The organism is Amycolatopsis sp. MJM2582 (genome assembly GCF_000754115.1).
GTDB lineage: Bacteria > Actinomycetota > Actinomycetes > Mycobacteriales > Pseudonocardiaceae > Amycolatopsis > Amycolatopsis japonica.
Genome location: NZ_JPLW01000002.1, coordinates 1,704,308 through 1,723,875, shown reverse-complemented (window position 1 = coordinate 1,723,875; position 19,568 = coordinate 1,704,308). Strand labels below are relative to the sequence as shown.

The 19,568-nt window shown below is 69.8% G+C and carries 15 protein-coding genes; 9 read left to right on the top strand and 6 right to left on the bottom strand.

The window, feature by feature from the left end; translation table 11 throughout:
- The first annotated feature begins 5 nt into the window (after positions 1-5).
- Both ED92_RS18100 and ED92_RS18095 read left to right on the top strand, forming a co-directional pair.
- Complete coding sequence (locus ED92_RS18100; protein ID WP_037339472.1) at positions 6-509, top strand: hypothetical protein; 504 nt, start codon at positions 6-8, stop codon at positions 507-509.
- 11 nt (positions 510-520) lie between these two features.
- Positions 521-1,147, top strand: a complete 627-nt coding sequence (locus ED92_RS18095; protein ID WP_037339470.1) for a hypothetical protein — start codon at positions 521-523, stop codon at positions 1,145-1,147.
- Positions 1,148-1,379: 232 nt separating this feature from the next.
- Here the strand turns inward: ED92_RS18095 and ED92_RS18090 are convergent, their stop codons facing one another.
- From ED92_RS18090 to ED92_RS18075, 4 genes are all read right to left on the bottom strand, one after another.
- On the bottom strand, positions 1,380-2,615 hold the full coding sequence (locus ED92_RS18090) for a CdaR family transcriptional regulator (RefSeq protein WP_037339467.1): 1,236 nt from the start codon (positions 2,613-2,615) through the stop codon (positions 1,380-1,382).
- 37 nt (positions 2,616-2,652) lie between these two features.
- The gene (locus tag ED92_RS18085; RefSeq protein ID WP_016335166.1) at positions 2,653-3,843 is read right to left on the bottom strand and encodes a helix-turn-helix domain-containing protein; all 1,191 of its coding nucleotides are present in this window, start codon (positions 3,841-3,843) and stop codon (positions 2,653-2,655) included.
- 339 nt (positions 3,844-4,182) lie between these two features.
- Positions 4,183-5,172, bottom strand: coding sequence for an alpha/beta fold hydrolase (locus ED92_RS18080; RefSeq protein WP_037339463.1), 990 nt, complete (start codon positions 5,170-5,172; stop codon positions 4,183-4,185).
- Between the two features lie 341 nt (positions 5,173-5,513).
- Entirely contained in the window at positions 5,514-6,725 is a 1,212-nt protein-coding gene (locus tag ED92_RS18075; RefSeq protein WP_152610952.1) for a CdaR family transcriptional regulator, read from the bottom strand.
- A 314-nt stretch (positions 6,726-7,039) separates the two neighbouring features.
- Between ED92_RS18075 and ED92_RS18070 the strand changes: the two genes are divergently transcribed.
- A complete protein-coding gene (locus ED92_RS18070) occupies positions 7,040-8,236 on the top strand; it encodes a CdaR family transcriptional regulator (RefSeq protein ID WP_037339460.1) in 1,197 nt (398 codons plus the stop codon).
- Positions 8,237-8,342: 106 nt separating this feature from the next.
- On the opposite strand, the gene ED92_RS18065 is transcribed toward ED92_RS18070, so the two are convergent.
- Positions 8,343-9,560 carry a lipase family protein gene (locus ED92_RS18065; RefSeq protein WP_037339457.1) on the bottom strand — a complete coding sequence of 406 codons (1,218 nt, stop codon included), beginning with the start codon at positions 9,558-9,560 and terminating at the stop codon, positions 8,343-8,345.
- A gap of 36 nt (positions 9,561-9,596) precedes the next feature.
- Positions 9,597-10,169, bottom strand: a complete 573-nt coding sequence (locus tag ED92_RS18060; protein ID WP_037339454.1) for a hypothetical protein — start codon at positions 10,167-10,169, stop codon at positions 9,597-9,599.
- On the opposite strand from ED92_RS18060, the gene ED92_RS42520 reads away from it, so the two are divergent.
- The 6 genes from ED92_RS42520 to ED92_RS18035 all read left to right on the top strand — a co-directional run bounded on the left by ED92_RS42520 (position 10,135) and on the right by ED92_RS18035 (position 19,517).
- The gene (locus ED92_RS42520; RefSeq protein ID WP_152610951.1) at positions 10,135-10,407 is read left to right on the top strand and encodes a hypothetical protein; all 273 of its coding nucleotides are present in this window, start codon (positions 10,135-10,137) and stop codon (positions 10,405-10,407) included. The genes ED92_RS18060 and ED92_RS42520 overlap by 35 nt on opposite strands.
- A 249-nt stretch (positions 10,408-10,656) precedes the next feature.
- Positions 10,657-11,889 carry a DUF6801 domain-containing protein gene (locus tag ED92_RS18055; RefSeq protein ID WP_037339451.1) on the top strand — a complete coding sequence of 411 codons (1,233 nt, stop codon included), beginning with the start codon at positions 10,657-10,659 and terminating at the stop codon, positions 11,887-11,889.
- Between the two features lie 64 nt (positions 11,890-11,953).
- Positions 11,954-13,075, top strand: a complete 1,122-nt coding sequence (locus tag ED92_RS18050) for a DUF6801 domain-containing protein (protein WP_037339449.1) — start codon at positions 11,954-11,956, stop codon at positions 13,073-13,075.
- Positions 13,076-13,507: 432 nt separating this feature from the next.
- Complete coding sequence (locus tag ED92_RS18045) at positions 13,508-15,730, top strand: cation-translocating P-type ATPase (RefSeq protein WP_037339446.1); 2,223 nt, start codon at positions 13,508-13,510, stop codon at positions 15,728-15,730.
- Positions 15,731-15,779: 49 nt separating this feature from the next.
- Positions 15,780-17,663, top strand: a complete 1,884-nt coding sequence (locus tag ED92_RS18040; protein ID WP_037339443.1) for a serine/threonine-protein kinase — start codon at positions 15,780-15,782, stop codon at positions 17,661-17,663.
- 9 nt (positions 17,664-17,672) lie between these two features.
- Positions 17,673-19,517, top strand: coding sequence for a serine/threonine-protein kinase (locus tag ED92_RS18035; protein ID WP_037339441.1), 1,845 nt, complete (start codon positions 17,673-17,675; stop codon positions 19,515-19,517).
- Positions 19,518-19,568: the final 51 nt, after the last annotated feature.

Below are 19,568 nucleotides of genomic sequence, written 5' to 3'. Positions count from 1 at the left end.
AAGCCATGACTCGGATCGCCGCGTTTCTCGCGGCCGTCGCCACCGTGGCCGCGGCCTGGTTCGGCTACTCGTGGTGGGACGCGAGCCGCGACGACGGTGTCGCGCGGGCCACGGTCCGCGACGAAGCCTTGCAGGTGGGTAGGAAATCGGTCGCCGCACTGACCACTTTGGACTATCGGCAGGCGGAACAGGGCTACCAGAATTGGCTGAACCTCTCCGGTGGCGCGTTGCACGAAGAGCTGGCGCGGGACCGGGAAGGCGGCCTCGGCCGGATCGGCCAGGCGAAGACCGTCACCACCGGCCGGGTCGTCGACGCCGCGGTGACCGAAGTGGACAGTGGCGGCGGGACGGCCGAGGTGATCGCTTCGGTCGAACTCGAGGTGCGGCCCGAAGGCGGGGAAGCCGTGACCAAGCACAACCGGTTCCGCGCCGGCCTGAACCGGACGCCGGACGGGTGGCGCGTCACGTCACTCGGCCAGGTGCCGGTGACCGACACCGGAAAGCCCTGACGGAGGACGCGATGACCACGAAACGAGCCGACAAACCGGCGCGGCGCGCGGTGAAGGTGGCCGGGAAGATGGGCGGGAGCACCCGGGTTCTTGAACCTCCTGTCGAGGAAACCCCCGTCGTTGCTCCCGTCGCCGCTCCGGTGCGGCGGCGGGGCGCGGTGGTGTTCGGCGCCGTCGCGGTGGTGATGGCGGGCCTCGCGGGGTGGTTCGCCATCGAGGCGCGGGACGCGACGGCGGCGCTGACGCACAACGCCGCGCTGACCGACGTCGCCACCACTGCGGAGGTGAGCGACCAGATCGGCAAGGCACTCGGCACGGTCTTCTCCTACCGATACGACGATCCCGCCAAGAGCGAGCAAGCCGCGAAGGCGGTCCTCACCGGGCCGGCGCTGGGGCAGTACGACCAGCTGTTCGCGCAGGTGCGGGGTCTCGCGGCGGAGCAGAAGCTGGTCGTGACCTCGACCGCGGTGGTCTCGGGCGTCAAGGTCCTCGACGGGGATCGGGCTTCGCTGCTGGTGTTCCTGGACCAGACCGGTGTTCGGGGGGACGGGCAGCGGAGTACGGGGGCGGCTCAGTTGAGCGTGAGTGCGGAACGGGTCGAGGGGAAGTGGCGGGTGACCGCTTTGGCGGCTGCCTGAGGTCGGGGAGCCACCTCGGTGAGGGGTGTGTGGAAATAGGGACATTCAACGTCCCTATTTCCACACACCCCTCACTCAACGCAACCAAGGTCCCCCAACCGCTTCCGTGAGTGACATCCCCGTCCTGCCGGCATCCGCAACGTCGACCGCGTCGCGGAACCTGAGACCCCAGCGCGTGAAGGCCTCCTTCCCTCGGCTCAGCCGAGGCAAGGGGGCCTTCACGCGCAAACCGTCAAGAAGGAGCAGCCCGCAAAGCCAGGATCATCTCGAACCGCCGCTCAGGATCCCGCAGCCCGTCCGCGAACAGCGCCTCCAGTTCCTGAGCGCGAGAACGCACCGTCTGCGGATGCACCGCCAGCCGTTCCGCCACCTCGCGCACGTTCCCGCAGGTCTCCAGCCACGCCAGCAGCGTCCCGGCCAGCCGCGAATGTTGCTTGCCGGTCAATCCGGCCAGCGGCCCGAGCCGTTCCCGGACGAGCTCGGCGGCCAGGAACGGCTCCTTGAGCAGCCACAGGCGCGAAAGATGGTCGACGCACCACGTCACGGGTTCGTCCACGAGCCCGCCGGAGTCGACGAGTCGCAGGGCCTCTTGGGCGGCGCGCAAGGAACGGGCGGCGAAGACGGGCGGGACCGCGGGGCCGATCGCGGCCCGCGTGCCCGCCAGGGCTTCGGCGAATCGCTCCCGTTCGTCCGGTTCCGGAGCAGGCAGCAGCAGGCAGGGTGAGGTGCTTTCGAAGTCGGTGAGCGCGGCCGGCGGGGCCTCGTCCGGCGGCTGGTCGAGGGCGACGGCGACGAGCAGGTCAGGCAGTTGCCAGCGGGCCAGGTCGGCGGCGTGTTTGACGACCTCGGGAGGCGACGGGGGTTCGGCGAGCAGGAGCTCCATGAGCCGGTGCCGCCGGCGCTCCAGTGCGCCGGCGGCCTTTTCCCGTGCCTCCGCGTGACCCTCGACCGACAGGGCCGAAAGCTCGTCGATGTAGGCGAAGATGGCCTCCGCGAGCAGGCACAGCGTCGCGGAAGGCACCCCGGCGCGGCGTCCGATTTCGGCCATCCGCCGCCAGGTCACCCTGGCGCCCACCCGGTAGGCCGCCTGGAGGACGTCGACGTTGCGGCCCTGATGGAACTCCTGGACGCCCAGGCTCACGAACACGCTCCGCCGGTCCTCCGACGGCGCCTCGGGGTTTCCGAGGCGTTCCAGGAACTGCACGAACGCCATCTGCACGCCGGTCTTGAGCGCCTTCCCGAACGCGCCGTCCAGCGGCCGCGCGTACTCGGGGATGGTCCGCTGGATCTCCCGGACCACCTCCCCGGCCGTATCGCCCAGCCCCGGCCGGAACACGGTCGCCAGTTCTCTCGGCAGCAGCGCCCAGAGCTGGACCGGACGCCCGCTCGGCCCACCCGGCCGGGCGGGCGTGAGCAGCGGTCCGTACGTCGCCTCGACCCCGCTGCGGGCGTCCTGCGGTCGGGTCACCTCGTCACCTCGTTGTGAGTGGGAAACGCTGAGCTGGTCAGTCGTCGGCGAGCAGGGCCTCCGCGCGCAGGGCGATCTCCATGTCGAGCCGGTCGTCGGCGTTGTTCAACCGGTCGCCGAAGAGATCGATGAGCTGGTGCATGCGGTACCGGACGGTCTGCGGGTGGACCTTGAGCTTCTTCGCGATCTCCGGAGCGCTGCCCCGCGACTGGAGCCAGATCAGCAACGTCTCCCCGAGCCGCGCCCGCTGTTTGGGCGTGAGGTCGTCGAACGGCGCGAGGCTGCGCGTGCACAGCTCACGGACCAGGAACTCGTCGGCGAGCAGCCACAGGGTGGACAGGTGATCGCTGTACCGCGTGACCGGATTGTCCGGCAGGACCCCGCGCTGGACCAGCCGCAGGGTGCGGCGCGCCCACAGCAGGGACCGCGGCGCTTCGGTGAGCCGCACGGCCGGGCCGATCACCGCGCGCCAGCCGGGAAGCCGTTCGGCGAGATCCTTCAGGTGCTTGTCCGGGTCGCCGGTCACCAAACAGGGCTTCGGACCTTCGAAGTCGACCAGGACGTCGGCGTCCAGATCGGCGCTGTCGGGGTCCAGCGGGCCGAGCCGTCGTTCCAGTGCGACGACCGTGACTTCGGTGGGCAGTGCCCACTGGGCGTTCGCGGCGTGCGACGCGATCGACTGCGGTGAGGAGGGGGGATCGGAGAGCATCAGTTCGAGCAACCGGCGCCTGCGTCTCGCCCTGGTGCCCGCGGCCCGTTCCTGAGCGGCCGTGTAGCCCTCGATGGACAGTGCGGAAATCTCGTCCACGTAAGCGAAAATCGCTTCGGCCGCGGTGCACAGGAGATCGGCGTCCGCTCCGATCGCCTGCCCGAATTCCGATACGTGCCGCCACGCGACACGGCCGCCGACGCGGTAGGCCGTCTGCAGGCAGTCGAGACTGCGGCCCTCGCTGAATTCGACCTTCCCGAGGTTGCGGAAGACCGCCGACCACTTGTCGAGCGGCGCCGTCCCCTGACCGACGGTATCGAGGCAGTGCAGGATCGCCTGCCGGATACCCTGCGTGATCATCTGTCCGAACGCGCCTTCCAACGGCTGCGCGTATTCGGGAACGGCTCGTTGCACCTCCTGCAGGATGGCTCGTGCCAAGGGGTCGGCCCGCGGCCGGAACCGCTCGCCCAGGTCTCTGGGCAGTGACGCCCACAGTCCATTCGCACCGGTGCTGCGCACAGGTCGGTTCTCCACTGGGGTTCTCGGTGCCGGCGTGAAGGCGCGCGGTCGCTGGACCGGACCCGGTGGCTGGCGGTGCGGGGTGGCGGGGTGGCGCACGTCGGGGTCGGGTCGTGCGGTCCGCAGATCGTGCCGCGAGAATCCGGTATCCAAGTCGGTCATGTTTTTATCCTTGCTGGCAACAAAATCAGCCTCTTCAACGGTGAAGCCGATCCAGATTTTGTGGCTCACGCAACATAAAATCCGGCCGAGAGGACTGTCAACGGCTGGCGGGAGCTTGATCGGCCACCTGGATGGACTACACCCGAACGGGTGGTCGGATCCGGTGGCGAGTGACATTTAGGCGGGCTTGAGATGGCGTCCGGATGACAACTTTTCCGGGACGTTTTCGGGCGCTTCCGCCGCCTCGCTGGCGCGGATGAGCACCTCGACGACCTCGTCCAGGCTCAGCCTGGCGGGTGCGGTCGCGGCGAGGAAGCGTTCGAGCTCGCCGGCGAACCGGGCCGGGTCGGCCACATGTGGAAAGTGTTTCGCATTTTCGAACACGGTCAATCGGCTGTCCGGCAGCACTTCGGCGGTCTTCCGGCCGTGCGCGACGGGGATGAGCGGATCGTGCGCGCCCCAGACAACGAGTGTCGGCACCTCCTTGGCGAGATAGAGCTTGTCGATCGCGCTCGCGCGCTGGCCGCGGAGGTCGATCAGGCTGCGGGCGATGAACAGGAACGCGCGCCGCCTGCCCGGGTCGGCCAGTGACGCAAGGTGACGGGTCAGCTCGCGGGTCTCGGGGGCAAGTTTCCCGCCGAGGGACCGGCAGGCCGCGGCGAGCCCGCGCGCGATCGCGACGGTGGCGGGGTTGACCGCCAGGGAAAGCGTCGCGTTGGCGCCTGGCAGCGCCGTCGCGCGCAGCACCGGGGTCACCTGCGGGCCGAGCCCGGCGCTGCCCACGAGAACCAGCCGGGCGCACATCTCGGGGAATTGGTAGGCGAACTGCATCGCGATCCCGCCGCCGAGGGAGTGCCCGACGATGGTGGCGTGCCGGTTCCCGGTGAGCGCGAGGACGTCGCGCACCACGCTGGCCATCGCGCCGAGGCCGTAGTCGGCCCGCGGGGCGGCCGAATCGCCGTGTCCGGGAAGGTCCGGGACGAGGACGCGGCGCCCGAACCCGCTTCGCTCGAAGTGGTCGAGCAACGGTACCCAGGTCTCGCCGCTGCCCGAGATCCCGTGCAACAGCACGAGTGGCTCGCCCGCCGCGTCCTTTGTGGACGGAACGTATTCCCGCAGCCGGATTTCCCGGCCGTGCAGGGTCAGTGTGCGCGCTTGGAGGGCCATGTCCCGCCTTTCCGTTGTCAGGCGTCAAAATAACGTGTGGAACGCCGGGTTCGTCAGCGTGTCGCCGGACACGTCCGGCGATTGCGACCCGGATGACAAGAATGCCGGGACCGACCCCGAGGCGGATGCCAAAAGCGGGGACGACGGCCTATTGCGCATCGACATTTTCCCACCGTCCCGGTATTCAGGAAAGCGTCGGTAAACACCCGTCACCACGGGGAGAAACGCGATGGCCTGCCGGGCTGACTTCCACGTCGACCAGCCGAGGGCGAAGCACGCCCGCCGCGGCCTCCGCTGGGTGCTCCCCACCGTGCGGCCACCGGAACGGCGAGTGCGGCGCATCAGGTCCCTTCGTCGCGCCGGTGAGCGCGCATGAGGCGTTGCGCGCGCAGGGCGAGCTGCATGTTCAACCGGTCGTCGGCGTCCCTGAGGCGGTCGCCGAACAGATCCTCCAGCTGACGGAGGCGGTTCCGCACGGTCTGCGGGTGCACGCCGAGCCGCTGCGCGATCTCCGGTGCCCCGCCACGGGTTTCCAGCCATGCCAACAGGGTGTCGCTGAGCCGTTCCTGTTGTTTCTCGCTCAGCGAGGTGAACGGGTCGAGGCTCTGCTTGGCGAGTTCGGCGCCGAGGAAGTCTTCGGCGAGCAGCCACAGCGTGGCGAGATGGTCCCGGCACCAGATGACCGGGCCGGGCGCGTCCTCGCCGGTCAGCAGGAGCGCGCGGCGGGCGGTGCGGAGCGCGGCAGGGGCGTCGACGAGCGGTACGACGGGGGAGACCGCCACCCGCCAGCCGTCCAGCGCGTCCTTCAGCGGGGCGAGGTCGGTGTCGGGATCCGCGGTGAGCAGGTACGGCTCCGCGGCGTCGAGGTCGGCCAGCACGGTGTCGGGGAGGAGATGGGCCGGAAAGGCGGGCGCACCCGCGGCGCGCCGCAGCGCGACCATCGCGGCGGCGCGCGGAACCCGCCAGCCCGCGCCGTCGGCCAGGCTGGCGATACTGCACGCCGAGCCTTCCGGCGCCTGGGCGATCAGCTCCAGCAGCCGTCGCCGCCGGAGCGGGATCGCCCCCGCCGCCCTCGCTTCCGCCTGCTGATAGCCCTCGATCGTCGTGGCGCAGAGTTCGTCGACGTAGACGAAGACGGACTCCGCCGCGAGCGCGATGACGTCGAGGCCGACGCCGAGCCCGCGCACGATGGGCCGCATCGCCCGCCATGCCGCCCGCGCGCCGACGGTCACGCTGTCGTGCAACGGTTCCAGGCTCCGGCCCTCGGCGAACTCCATCCGCCCGCGCATGCGGTAGAAGTCGATCCAGCGGTCGTGGGGGAGGTCCGGATCGCCGATGCAATCCACGTAATGCCGCACCGCCCGCTCGCACGACACGACCAGGACGCGGCCGAAGACACCGCGCAGCGGCTGCGAATACGCGGTGACCGACCGCTGCACCTGTTTGACCATGGCGGCCGCGGCGTGCCCGGTATACGGACGCAGTTCTTCGCCGAGCGAACGCGGCAACGTCGCCAGCATGCCGAAACCGCGGTACTCGACCACCAAGACCACCCTTTGATTTTCTTCGAACCGGGGAGAGAAACATGAATCCGTTTGCATAACCACGTCGGATCGACGGGAACGGTGCGGGGCCGTTTGTACTGGATCGGCAGACGGCCTGTACCCCGAATGTGACGTTGAATTTGCAACGGAAAGTCGCGGGGCTCACCGAGGTGACAACGGACGGGCGTTTCGGTGTGACGTCTTTTGACACGGATGTGTCGGCGGTTCTACGCTCCGTGCATTCGAGTGCGCCGGTGGCGCGCGGACGAAAGGGAATTGGTGCCCGTAATCGTCGGCCTACTTCTCAACGGGGGATCGCACACGTGAGCTGGCAGCCCGTCGGCGCCCTGTGGGCACGCCTGCCGAGGGAACTCGGCGACGCCGTCCGCCCGCGTATCCCGGCGATCGCCCGGCACTGCGTCGAAGGCGTGGTGTCCGAGATCGGTGAATGCGCCGAGGTGTTCAGTGACGGCGAGGCCCGCGCGGCGGCCGTCGAGCTGACCAGGCGCAGTATCGAACGCGCCATCGACCGGGTCGGCGTCCCCGAACTGCTGCAGAACGACCTCCTGGCCGATTTCCGCGCACAGGGCCGCATCGCGTTCCATCAAGGACTCAGCCGGGAAGCCGCGCAGGCGGCGTTCAGGGTCTCGAGCCGGGTGCTGTGGCGTTCGATCGCTTCGATCGGCCGCCAGCTCCAGCTGCCCGGTGACGTCCTCTATGGAGCGGCCGAATGCCTGTTCGGCGACGTCGTCGAGGTGACGATGGCGCTGGCCGACGGCTACAACGCCGCGCAGGCGGAGGCGACGGGCCCCGCGGAGCAGCGGGCGCGGTTGTTCCGGCTACTGGCCGGCGGCACCGGGTACAGCCAGGCCGACGCGGGCGCGCTCGCCGTCGCCATCGGCTGGCGGATCCCGGAGCGGATCACGGCGGTCGTCTTCACCGCGGCACCCGGTGCGCCCTCGTTCCCGGCCGGTCTGCTGCCCTCGGCGGTGCCCGTCGATCTCGTCTCCGACGTGCCCGGCGCGCTGGTGGCCTGCCCCGAAGCCGACCTGAGCGGTCTGCGGGAGCTGCCGTCCGGCTGGACGGCGACGGTCGGGGTGTCCGTTCCGACCGCGCAAGCCGCCGAGTCGTACCGCATCGCGCGCCGCGCGTCCGAGCTCGCCCAGCGGGGCATGATCACCACGGTCGGCCCGGTGCTGTGGTGCGAGGAGCACATCACCACGCTGCTGTTGCTCGCCGACGAGTTCCTGCTCGACCGCCTGGCGGGCGAGGCGCTGGAACCGCTGTCGGGGCTGGCGCCACGTCAGCACGACGAGCTGTCCGCGACCCTGCTCACGCAGGTGCAGACGCGGGGGAGTGCGCCCGAGATCGCCCGGCAGCTCGCGGTGCACCCGCAGACGGTGCGGGCGCGGCTGCGGCGGCTTTCCGAGCTGTTCGGCGAGCGGCTGGACGATCCGGATCAGCGGCTGCGGATCGAGCTGGCGTTGCGCGCGGAACGGCTGCGGCCCGCCGACGTCTGACGGCTCCTGTCCACAAAGGACGCTGGGTCACGTGACTGGATGGACGATACGGGGTCGTGAGTGGCGATTCGGGTTCTAAGCCGAATCGCCACTCACGACCGGTGCGTCAGGCGCAGTTCGACGTAGCCGGAGCGCCCGCGACCCGGTCCTTGAGGAACGCGAGCACGTCGGCGTTCCCGGTGTAGACCGCCGTGATGTGGTCGGTCTCGAAGGTCTTCCAGGTCGTCTTGACCCCGGCGGTGCAGTAGGCCTTGTGCAACGCGTCGGCCTGGGCGAACTGCACGAGCTGGTCCTGGGTGGCGTGGTAGAGGAACACCGGGACCTTCGGGGGAGTGCCGCCGAGCTTGTTCTCGTTGAGGCGCTTCACCCATTCCGGGCGCACGTACCCGGCGCTGGTCGTGTAGTCGGCGATCTTGTTGTTCGCGTAGGTGGTGAGCAGCTCGAACGTGCACGCGCTCTTCTGCATCTCGGCCAGCTTCACGCGACCGTTGTCGCTGAGGAACGAGTCCAGTTTCAGTTCGGGGTAGGCGTTGTCCAGGCCGATCAGGGCGTAGGCGAAGACACCGAAACCGAACTTCCCGTCGAGCTGCAGGGTGACCTGGACGAGGTCGGCGGGCACACCGCCGGCGGCGACGCCGACGAGGTTCAGCTCCGGCGCGTAGGTGGGCTGCAGTTCGCCGGCCCAGGCGGCCGCCCCGCCGCCCTGCGAGTACCCGCGGAAGAGCACCTTGGCGTCGGCCGACAGTTTCGACTCCGGCAGACGCTGCGCGGCGCGGACGACGTCGATCACCGCCGGGCCTTCCGAACGCCCGACCACGTACGTCGTCTTCGGATCCTGGCGGTAGCCCTCGTAGTCGGTGAGGGCGACGGCGTACCCGGCGTCGAGCGCGTCGTCGAGACCGGACTGCTCGTAGAACGCGCCGATGTCGATCATCTTCGACGGTGTGCAGGTGAACGCGGGACCGTGCGTACCGGCGGCGAACGAGACGATCGGCGCTTTCGCCGGGTCCACGTTCTTCGGCACCAGCACGGTCCCGGTCACCGCGTCCGGCTGCCCGAGCGCGTTCGTCGACAGGTACATGACCTGCCACGCGTTGACGGAATCCTTACGCGGACCGGCTTTCGAGATACGCGAGCGGATGATGTCACCCGGTTTGCCCGCCGGGAGCGGGGACGGCGGGGTGTAGAACGAATCGTCGGACGCCGCCGGGACGGCGGAGCTCGCCGGGCTTCCGGTCAGCACGGTCAGGAGACCGGCGGACAGGACGATCGCCAGCGCGACGGCGAGTGTCCGGCGGGACGGGCGGGGGAACGGGGTCGGCACGGCCGGGCCTCCAGGGCGGGGTGGCTGGTCGGGGGATCAGGCGTTGCCGCCGTAGACCTGGCGGCAGGTCGTGGACTCGGTGAACGCGAGATCCAGTTCCGGGTTGGTGCGCAGATGCTTGATCGGGCCTTCCGGCTCGCTCAGTCCGCTCATCGTGCTGTCCGCGTCGGCGACCACCTTCTGCAGGCTCGCCTGGTCGGTGACCTTCGCGTCCTGCATCTGCGTCAGGGTGGCGGACACCTTCGACTTGGTCTCGCCGAGCGTGGTGGTGGCCTTGTCCACGGCGGACTGTCCATCCGGGACCGGCGGCACACCGGCGTTCCGGATCCCGCCCGCCATGTCGTCGAGCGCGGCGGAGAGCGAGTTCAGGAAACTCACCATGGCGGTTTTCGTCGCCTGCGGATTGGCGGGGTCGAACGCCGGCGGCTGGGACAGTTTCGCCGAGCCCGTCGCGACGCCCGAGCACACCTTGTCCACCCATGCGAGCGCGGCCGGGTCGGCGTGCCTGCCCGCGTCGGCCGGGTCGTCCGACCCGCAGGCGCTCAGCAGGACCGCCGCGGCGGTCACGGAGACGGTGGCGAACGCGATTCGCGCTGCCGTGCGGCGCATTCTTTTCATGGTTTCCCCGTCGAATTCGGCGAAAGAGGGCCTGCCGCGGCACGACGAGCGGGATTCCGCGATGGTCGGCGGCGACCGGCTTGCTGAACCGCGAGGTTACTCACGAAAGATTCCGGCAGGCAAGGCGGCTGCGGCCCGGAAAAGAGGGATTGGCATGCGCGAGATAGTTTTCCGGGTCGCGATTGTCACCCTCGTCAGCGGTTCCGCGAACGGCCTCATCCGGCTCTGAACTGGGGAAACCCATGTGTCGCTACTAGGAACACCCCCGGCGCACCGTGCCAGCGTGACAATTTACCGATGGCGCGTCAACTTTTCCGGGGAAGCACTTGATAGCGGTGCGGACGCGTCGTTAGTTTACTGTTCGGTTGCGATCCGTCAGACATCGTCGCTACCCGGAGAATTCTCCCGGGCCGATATTCATTGCTCTGGGGAATTGTACGCCGTTTCGTATCATCGTTGATACCACGGAAGGACGATCGTGAGTCACCGTAGAGGAACCAAGAAGGCGGTCGCCGCCGCCGCTGCCGGTGCCGTGGGGCTTGCCACCGCGGTACTCGTGGTCGGGGCACAGTCCAGTGTCGCCGATCCGATCTCGCTCCCGCTCAACTATCACTGCAACCTGCCGCTCGTGGGGTCGCAGTCGCTCAAGGTGGTGATCAACACCGATCTTCCGCTGTCGGTCAAGACCGGTCAGCCGACCGGGACGTTCGACATCAAGGCCGTCTCCACGATCAACGCGGACACGGTCAGCGGGCTCAACCTGATCGGTGCGACCACGCTGGAAGGCCAGGCCATCGCGGCGGCGACCGTGGCGGCGCCGGGGCTCAACCTCCCGGTCAAGGTCCCGAACGACATCGCCAAGCAGAACATCCCCACCTCGGGCGAGATGACGGTCAACGCGGCGGGCAAGACGCCTTCGCTGACCTTCAACCAGCCCGGCGAGGCGAAGATCACCGTGGGAGACCTGCAGTTGAAGGTCACCCCGCGCAAGGCCGACGGTTCGGTCACCGGCATCACGCCGGACGGCACGATCGACGCGCCCTGCACGCAGGATCCCGGCCAGAACAACACCCTGGCCACGATCAAGATCGGTGACGGGGGCGGCGGCACGACGACGCCGACCACACCCACCACCCCGACCACGCCCACCACCCCCACGACGCCGACCACGCCGACGACTCCGCCCACCTCCACCCCCGGTGGCGGCGGACTCAAGTACGCGTTCGGCATCAAGGGCCAGACCGCGCTGAAGTCGCTCGGCAGCACGGCCGCGATCAACGGTGGGTTCGACGCGGACGTGGACCTCGCGTCGAAGACGTTCACCGGTGACCTGAAGCTCGACCCGTCGTCCACCCAGTTCAAGCTGTTCGGGTTCATCGACGGGCGTTCGGAGATCAAGGTCGAACAGGTCGGCAAGCAGACCGGTGAGCTCGTCGGCACCGGGTTCAAGGCGCATATCAAGTTCAACGTGTTCCTGCCGAGCGTGCAGATCTTCGGGATCCCCATCAGCACCGACCCGAAGTGCGGCACGGTCAGCCCGTCCACCAGCGAGATGACCACGGGTCCGGACTTCGACCTGCTCAAGGGCGGGAAGCTCACCGGCACCTACTCGCTGTCCGCGCTGCAGAACTGCGGTCAGCTGAACGACTGGGTCAGCGCGTTCGCCAAGAGCGACGGCAACACGCTGGACCTGAACCTCACCAAGAAGTAAATCAGGCAGCCGGTCCCCGTCGCCTCCCGCGACGGGGGCCGGTGCCGTTTTCGGGAAGGCGACCATGCCCTTTCGTGCCAACGTCCGGATGCTGCTCGCGGCGGGCCTCATCGTGCTGATCACCGCCGGCTGCCTGCTGTTCGTCGCCGTCCGCAGCGCGGCGGCGGGCACGCCTGTCGACAAGAAACTGTCGTTCACCTGCCCGTTCCCGCTGATCGGGCTGCAGAAGCTCGACGTGAACATCAAGGCCGACTTCGAGGTGCCGACGGCGCCCGGCGGCACGCTCACCACCTCCGGGCTGACCATCACCGTGACCGTGCCGGACAAGGCGGCCCGCGGGCTGAACCTCGTCGGCGCCACCACCATCGAAGGCACCGCGACGGCGGGCGTGACACTGGTCAACGGCGACGCGAACCCGCTTCCCGTGCGTCTCCCACTGAACGTCGCGAAAACCGATCTGCCGCCGTCCGGCTCGTTCAGCACGGTGGCGACCGGCTCCGTCCCGACCATCACGCTGGCGAAACCGGGCAAGACGACACTCACTGTCGGCGACTTCACCACCCGTCTCACCCCGAAGAAGGCCGATGGTTCCTTCACCGGGCTCGGCTCGTTCACCTCGGACTGCGCGCTCGACCCCGGCCAGGACCCGGTCCTGCTCTCCTTCGAACTCGGCGACAAACCCGCCGGGCACCGGTACGCGGTCGCCGGGAAGACCGGCGTCAAAGCCCTCGGTGCCGCCGCGCCGCTCACCGGCACGTTCGATCTGAGCCCCACCGCGGCCACCGTGTTCAGCGGCGGCCCGGTGTTCGACAAGGCGCACACCGACTTCCGGCTGTTCGGCTTCCTGCCGGGCTCGGCCGATCTGGAGTTCGTCGCCGACGGACCGCAGGGCGGTGACCTCGCCGGGACCGGTTTCGTCGCGCGGCCCCGGTTCACCACCGTCCTCCCGCTCGTCACGCTCGTCGGCATGCCGGTCAGCACCGGGCCGTCCTGCCGGACGTCGGCCCCGTCGACGGCGGAACTGCGCACCGGTGACGGCTTCACCATGGCGAAAGGCGGCGCGCTCGCCGGCACCTACTCGCTCGCGCCCCTGACCGGCTGCGGCGCGTTCACCTCGTACGTGAGCACTCTCTTCCAGGGAGACGGCAACACCTTCGAACTCGCGCTGACTCCACGCCAGGCATAGTGGTCGCGCTGGTCGTAACTGGCGCGGTTGAAGTACGTGAAGGCCCCCCTTCCTGTACTTGGGGATGGCGTGAAGGACTCCTTCCCTCGGCTCAGCCGAGGGAAGGAGTCCTTCACGCGCTGCACGTGTGACTGCTGGTGCGTATGGGGCGAACGTGGCGAGCCCCGAGCCCGTTAAGGCCTCCTAGGCGGATTCGTCATTGGGCGCACCGACTTCAGGGCAGGCAAGGAGGCTTTCATGGACCGGGGCCTTGAACGCCACTCACGACCACCTGTACCGAAGCCTGACTTGAGACACCTGTTTCCACCACCATCGCAGTAGTCGGCCCGGCGGCGGGTCCGGTTCCCGCCGCCGGTAATCTGCCTCGCGACACCACCAGGACGCCTGTTCCACCACCGAGGAACCAACGGTGAAACCTGGGAGTGCCACGAAATGACGATTTCCGCGCCGGAGTCCGCCGTCCGCACGGTGGAACTGACCGTGTCGGGGATGACCTGCGCCGCTTGTTCGGCGCGGGTGGAACGCACGCTGAACAAACTCGACGGGGTCCGCGCGTCGGTGAACTACGCGACCGAGCGTGCCACCGTGCAGGTTCCCGAAACGCTGGCCGACGACGTGCTCATCGAGCGGGTCCGCAAATCCGGCTACACGGCGGAGATCCGCGGCGACGAGGATCCGGACCTCGGTTTCGCCAGGGTCCGGGATCTCCGGCGACGGCTGGTCGTCGCCGCGTTGCTGGCGATCCCGCTGGGGAACCTCTCGATCACACTCGCCCTGGTGCCCCGGCTGCGGTTCCCCGGCTGGGAGCTGCTGTGCCTCGCGTTGGCCGTGCCCGTGGTGTTCTGGTCCGCGCTGCCGTTCCACCGGGCCACGGTGCGGAACCTCCGTCATCGTTCGTCCAGTATGGACACTCTGGTGTCGCTGGGGGTGCTCTCGTCGTTCGCGTGGTCGGCTTGGTCCGCCTTCGCGGGCGGCAGCGAACCCGGTTACTGGATCGGCTTCGGCCCGACCGCGGCCGGCGCAGACGCGATCTATCTCGACGTCGCCGCCGGGGTGACCACCTTCCTGCTGGCGGGCCGGTACTTCGAGAGCCGGTCCCGGCGCAGCGCCGCCGGACTGCTGGCCGCGCTGGACGCCTTGGCCGCCAAGGACGTCCGAGTCCTGAGGGACGGCGCCGAGCGGATGGTCCCGATCGGCGAGCTGACCGTCGGTGACCTGTTCGTGGTCAAGCCGGGGGAGTCCGTCGCCGCCGATGGCGTGGTCCACAACGGACTGTCCACTGTGGATGTCAGCGCGGTGACCGGTGAACCGGTGCCCGCGGAGGTCACCACCGGGGACCGGGTCATCGGCGCTTCGGTGAACCGTGACGGCAGGCTCGTCATCCGCGCGACCGCGGTCGGCACGCATACCCAGCTGGCCCAGATGACCGCGCTCGCGGAACGCGCCCAGGCCCGCAAGGCCGCGGTGCAGCGTCTGGTCGACCGGATCTGCGCGGTGTTCGTCCCCGCCGTGCTCGGCGTGGCCGCGCTGACGCTCGCGGTCTGGCTGCTCGGCGGGGCGCCCGCGCGCGAAGGGTTCGCGGCGGCCGTCGCCGTCCTGATCATCGCCTGCCCGTGCGCGCTCGGGCTCGCGACGCCGACCGCGCTGATGGCCGGGGTCGGCCGCGGCGCCCAGCTCGGCATCCTCATCAAGGGCCCGGACGCGCTCGAGGCGAGCCGCACGGTGGACACCGTCGTACTGGACAAGACCGGCACCGTCACCACCGGGAAGATGACCGTCACCGCTTGCCGCCCCGCCGACGGGTTCACCACCGGTGAGTTGCTGCGGTTCGCCGGCGCGGTGGAGGCCGGTTCGGAACACGCCATCGCGGCGGCCGTGATGACCGCGGCGCGGGCCGGGCTGCCGGACCTGCCGCCGGTCGAACGCTTCACCGCGCTGCCCGGGCTCGGCGCCCAAGGCGAGGTCGAGGGGCAAGACGTCCTCGTCGGCAACGCGCGGTTGTTCGCCGATCGAGGGATCCCCTGCGACTTCACGGCGGCGGACGGTGCGACGGCGATCCTCGTCGCGGTGGACGGCCGGATCGCCGGGCACCTGGAGGTCCGGGACGTCGTGAAGCCGTCGGCGCGGGCCGCCGTCGACGCCCTGCACGCGCTCGGTCTGCGGACCGTGCTGCTGACCGGCGACAACGAAACCGCCGCCCGCGTGGTCGCGGACGAGATCGGCGTTTCCGACGTGCGCGCCGGGGTGCTGCCCGCGGAGAAGGCCGCGGTCATCGAGGAACTGCGGGCCGGGGGAGCGCGGGTCGCGATGGTCGGCGACGGGATCAACGACGGTCCGGCGCTGGCCACCGCGGATCTCGGCATGGCGATGGCACACGGCAGCGACATCGCGGTCCGCTCCGCCGACATGGTGCTGGTCCGCGAAGACCTGCGCGTGGTCCCCGACGCCATCCGGCTCGCCGATCGCACGTTGCGGATCATCCGGGGGAACCTGCTCTGGGCGTTCGGGTACAACGTCGCCGCGATCCCGCTGGCCGCGCTGGGCCTGCTGAACCCGCTGATCGCCGGGGCGGCGATGTCGCTGTCCTCGGTGCTCGTCGTGTCCAACAGCCTCCGGCTCAAGGACTTCGGCCGAGCGGACCGACGCGCTGCGTGACACTTGCGGGTGGTTTTGTACCATCGCCCCTCGGGACAAGGGGGCCTTCGTGAAGCCGTTGAACACCGGCGAACCCACCGGCGTGGGGCGCTACCGGGTGTTCGCCGCGCTCGGCGAGGGCGGGATGGGCCGGGTGCTGCTCGGGACCTCGTCCGACGGGCGCCTGGTCGCGATCAAGCAGGTCCATCCCGGTTTCGCGCACGACCCCGGTTTCCGCGAGCGATTCCGCCGGGAGGTCGAAACCTCGCGCCTGGTGTCCGGTGCGTACACGGCGCCGGTCATGGACGCCGACCCGAACGCGCCGACACCGTGGCTGGCCTCGGTGTTCGTGCCGGGACCGGCCTTGTCCGAGGCCGTCTCCGCCGGCGGTCCGCTGCCGCCGATGGCGGTTCGGCATCTCGCCGCGGGGCTCGCGCTGGCGCTCGGCGACATCCACCGGGCCGGGTTGATCCACCGCGACCTGAAGCCGAGCAACGTCATCCTCACCGGCGACGGCCCCCGGGTGATCGACTTCGGCATCGCCCGTGCCGTCGAAGGCGACTCCGAACTCACGCATACCGGCGCCGTCATCGGTTCGCCCGGGTTCATGTCGCCGGAACAGGCCGAGGGCAAACCGCTGACCCCGGCGAGCGACATGTTCTCGTTCGGCGCGCTGCTGGTGATGGCTGCGACCGGGGCGAATCCCTTCACCGGGACGTCCACCCCGCACACCTTGTACAACGTCGTCCACGTCCACCCCGATCTGCGGCATCTCGCGCCCGAGCTGCGGCAGATCGTCGAGCCGTGCCTGGCGAAGAACGCGGCGGACCGGCCGTCCCCGGCCTGGGTGCTGGAGCGGCTGGGCCCGATCTCGCCGGTCACCAGCCCGTGGCCACCGGTGGTGTCGCACCTCATCGCGACGCAACAGGCCGAGGTCCAGCGGCTGCTGAACCCGCCACCGCCGAAACGATCCCGGCGTGGCCTGTACGCCGGGCTCGCCGCGGCCGGTGTCGTGCTGCTCGTCGGTGGCGTCGTCGCGGCGGTCTCCCTGTCTTCGGACGATCCGCCGCCTGCGGCCGTCGCGCCGAGTTCGCCGCCGCAACCGGACGAGCCGATCGCCACCCCGGTCAACCAGGACCCGCTCGGCCCGGACAACCTGCGCCGGGTCGATCTGTGCAAGGTCCTGAACGGACGCGACGTGCCCGGGTTCGGCAAGCTCAGCACCAAGATCGACATACAGTTCGATTCGTGCACGTACTCTTCGCCCGAGGGAAAGTGGCTGGAGCTCGCGGTCGGCGGTGACCTCGTCGAAGGCGAGGCGGGCGGCGAGCTGGAAGGACTTCCATTGCGGGTCAAGGGATCCGACGACGCGTGCGCGGTCGCCGTCCCGGTCTCCGGCTTGCCGAACACGAAGCTCACCGTCGATGTCAACTCGATGTCCACAAAGGACGCCGCGTGTTCGGTGGTGAAGGCGGCGCTCGCCGACGCGGTGAAACGGATCCGGGCAGGCGGCCAGGAACGCGAGCTCCCCGCCGGGACGCTGGCGCCGCTCGACCCGTGCGCGCTCGTCGGCCCCGTGACGACGGACCGGCTGATCGGCCCGGTCGTCGAAACGATCCGCGAACATCTGCACCAGTGCCGGTACGACGCGGCGGGCAGTGTCCGGCTGAGCCTCGTGCGGGCGTACCCGCCGTCCCAGTCGAAGGATTCGTACTACACGGAGACCGCCACCCTGGATCTCGGCGGTGCCACGGTGTACCTGGCGAAGAAGGACGACGGCGTCGCCCGTTCCACCTGTTCGCTGACCTGGCAGCATCGGTCCGTCAGCGACCGAGACGGCGAGAACGTCGAGCTCACCGTCGGGACCAGTGGTACGAAGATGACCGCCGGCGAAGCCTGCGAGAAGGCCAAGGCGTTCGCCGGGGTGCTGCTGCAGAAACTTCCGAAACCCTAGGGCTGGCCAGTGAAACCGTTGAACCCCGGCGAACCCCGGCAGATCGGCCCGTACCGGATCATCGCCGAACTCGGCGAAGGCGGGATGGGCCGCGTCGTGCTCGGCCTCGCTCCGGACGGCAGGCTCGTCGCGGTCAAACAACTGCACGCCCAGTTCGCGCACGACCCGCGTTTCCGTGAGCGGTTCCGGCGCGAGGTCGCCACGTCGCGGCTGGTCTCCGGCGCCTACACGGCCGCGGTCATGGACGCCGACGCGGAAGCGGAAACCCCGTGGCTCGCCTCGGTCTTCGTCACGGGGCCGTCCTTGAAGGAGGCCGTGGACGCGGCCGGGCCGCTGCCCGCCGAGTCGGTACGGCTGCTGGCGTCCGGGCTCGCCGCGGCGCTGACCGAGATCCACCGTGCCGGACTGATCCACCGGGACCTCAAGCCCAGCAACATCATCCTGACGAGTGACGGGCCGAGGGTGATCGACTTCGGCATCGCGCGGGTGGCGGAGGAGGCGCAGGACCTCACCGGGACGGGCGCGATCATCGGCTCGCCCGCGTTCATGTCCCCGGAACAGGCGGGCAGCGGGCAGATCACCGGCGCGAGCGACGTGTTCTCCCTCGGCGCGATCCTGGTCATGGCCGCGACCGGCCGCGGCCCGTTCACCGGCCCGACCGCACCGCAAACGCTGTATAACGTCGTGCACGGCGCGGCGGATTTCAGCGCCGTCACGGACGAGATCCGGCAGCTCGCCGAGCCTTGCCTGGCCAAGAATCCCGCGCGGCGGCCGACTCCGGAACAGATCCTGGACTTCCTCGGCCCCGTGCCGCCCGGTGCGGCGCCCTGGCCACCGGCCGTGCACGCCCGGATCCGGCAGCAGGAGACCGAGGTGCGTTCGGTGCTGGCCCTCCCGCTGCCGATCTGGCGGCCGCCGCCCAAGAAGATGGCGCCGCGGACGAAGAAGATCCTGTTCGGCTCGCTCGCCGCGGTCGTCCTGCTCGTCGTGGGCGGGATGGTCGCGCTCGGCCTCGCCATCGCCGAGCACGCCAAACCCGAGAACCCCGGGGTCACCTCGCTGTCGGCGAACGATGCGCTCGCCGCGGAACGGCTGCGGCTGGTGGATCCGTGCAAGGTGCTCGCCGGCCGGTTCGTGCAGGAGTTCGGCACCCTGAAACCGGAAACGAGCCCGATCTACCCGGCTCGCTGCAAGTACACCGGGCTCAAGGGCGTCAGCTTCGAACTGCGGCTCGGCGAAGGGGTGAGCACCAGCAGCGTCGAACGGACGGACCGCACGGCCGAAGGGCTGCCGTTGCTGCGCAGCACGATCAGCGGCGGCTGCGATTCGGTCGCGCAACTGCCGGCGGATCGGCGGCTCGGCGTCGTCGTGTCCCATCCGGGGCGGGAAGGCGATCCCTGCAAGGCCGCCGACGACATGCTGAGCGCCGCGCTCACCCGGCTGCGCACGCACGAGGTCGATCGCGTTGGTGACCCGGCGAGCATCCTGCCGCTCGACCCGTGCGCGGTCGCCGACCCCGCGGTGCTCGGCAAGGCCATGCCCAACACGCAGCCCGCCCCGCGGACGTTGCGGATCTGCGAGTGGGTGGGCGGCGGGGACACGCTGACCGTCGAGCTGCAGCGAGGCGCCTACGCGCCGGCGGGGTCGCCGGTCGACCTCGGCAGCGGTGTCACCGGTGACATGCGGGAGTTCGGCGGCTCGAACTGCGCCGTCACGTGGCAGCATCGGCCGCTGCCGGACCGCGAGGTCGAGCACGTCGCCGTCCGGCTCCTGGCGCGCGAGGGGAGCGGAAGCCCTTGCGACCGGGCGAAGGAGATCGCGGGCTCGGTCGCGTCCCGCCTGCCGAAACCCTGAGCCTCGCGGATTGGGAACCCCCTGTGCGGCCCCGAAAACGGGGTCCGCTAA

Coding starts and splice junctions, on each gene's coding strand:
- ED92_RS18050 (WP_037339449.1), top strand. CDS start 11,954: ATGCCCTTTCGTGCCAACGTCCGGATGCTGCTCGCGGCGGGCCTCATC.
- ED92_RS18060 (WP_037339454.1), bottom strand. CDS start 10,169: ATGCGCCGCACGGCAGCGCGAATCGCGTTCGCCACCGTCTCCGTGACC.
- ED92_RS18100 (WP_037339472.1), top strand. CDS start 6: ATGACTCGGATCGCCGCGTTTCTCGCGGCCGTCGCCACCGTGGCCGCG.
- ED92_RS18045 (WP_037339446.1), top strand. CDS start 13,508: ATGACGATTTCCGCGCCGGAGTCCGCCGTCCGCACGGTGGAACTGACC.
- ED92_RS18095 (WP_037339470.1), top strand. CDS start 521: ATGACCACGAAACGAGCCGACAAACCGGCGCGGCGCGCGGTGAAGGTG.
- ED92_RS18080 (WP_037339463.1), bottom strand. CDS start 5,172: ATGGCCCTCCAAGCGCGCACACTGACCCTGCACGGCCGGGAAATCCGG.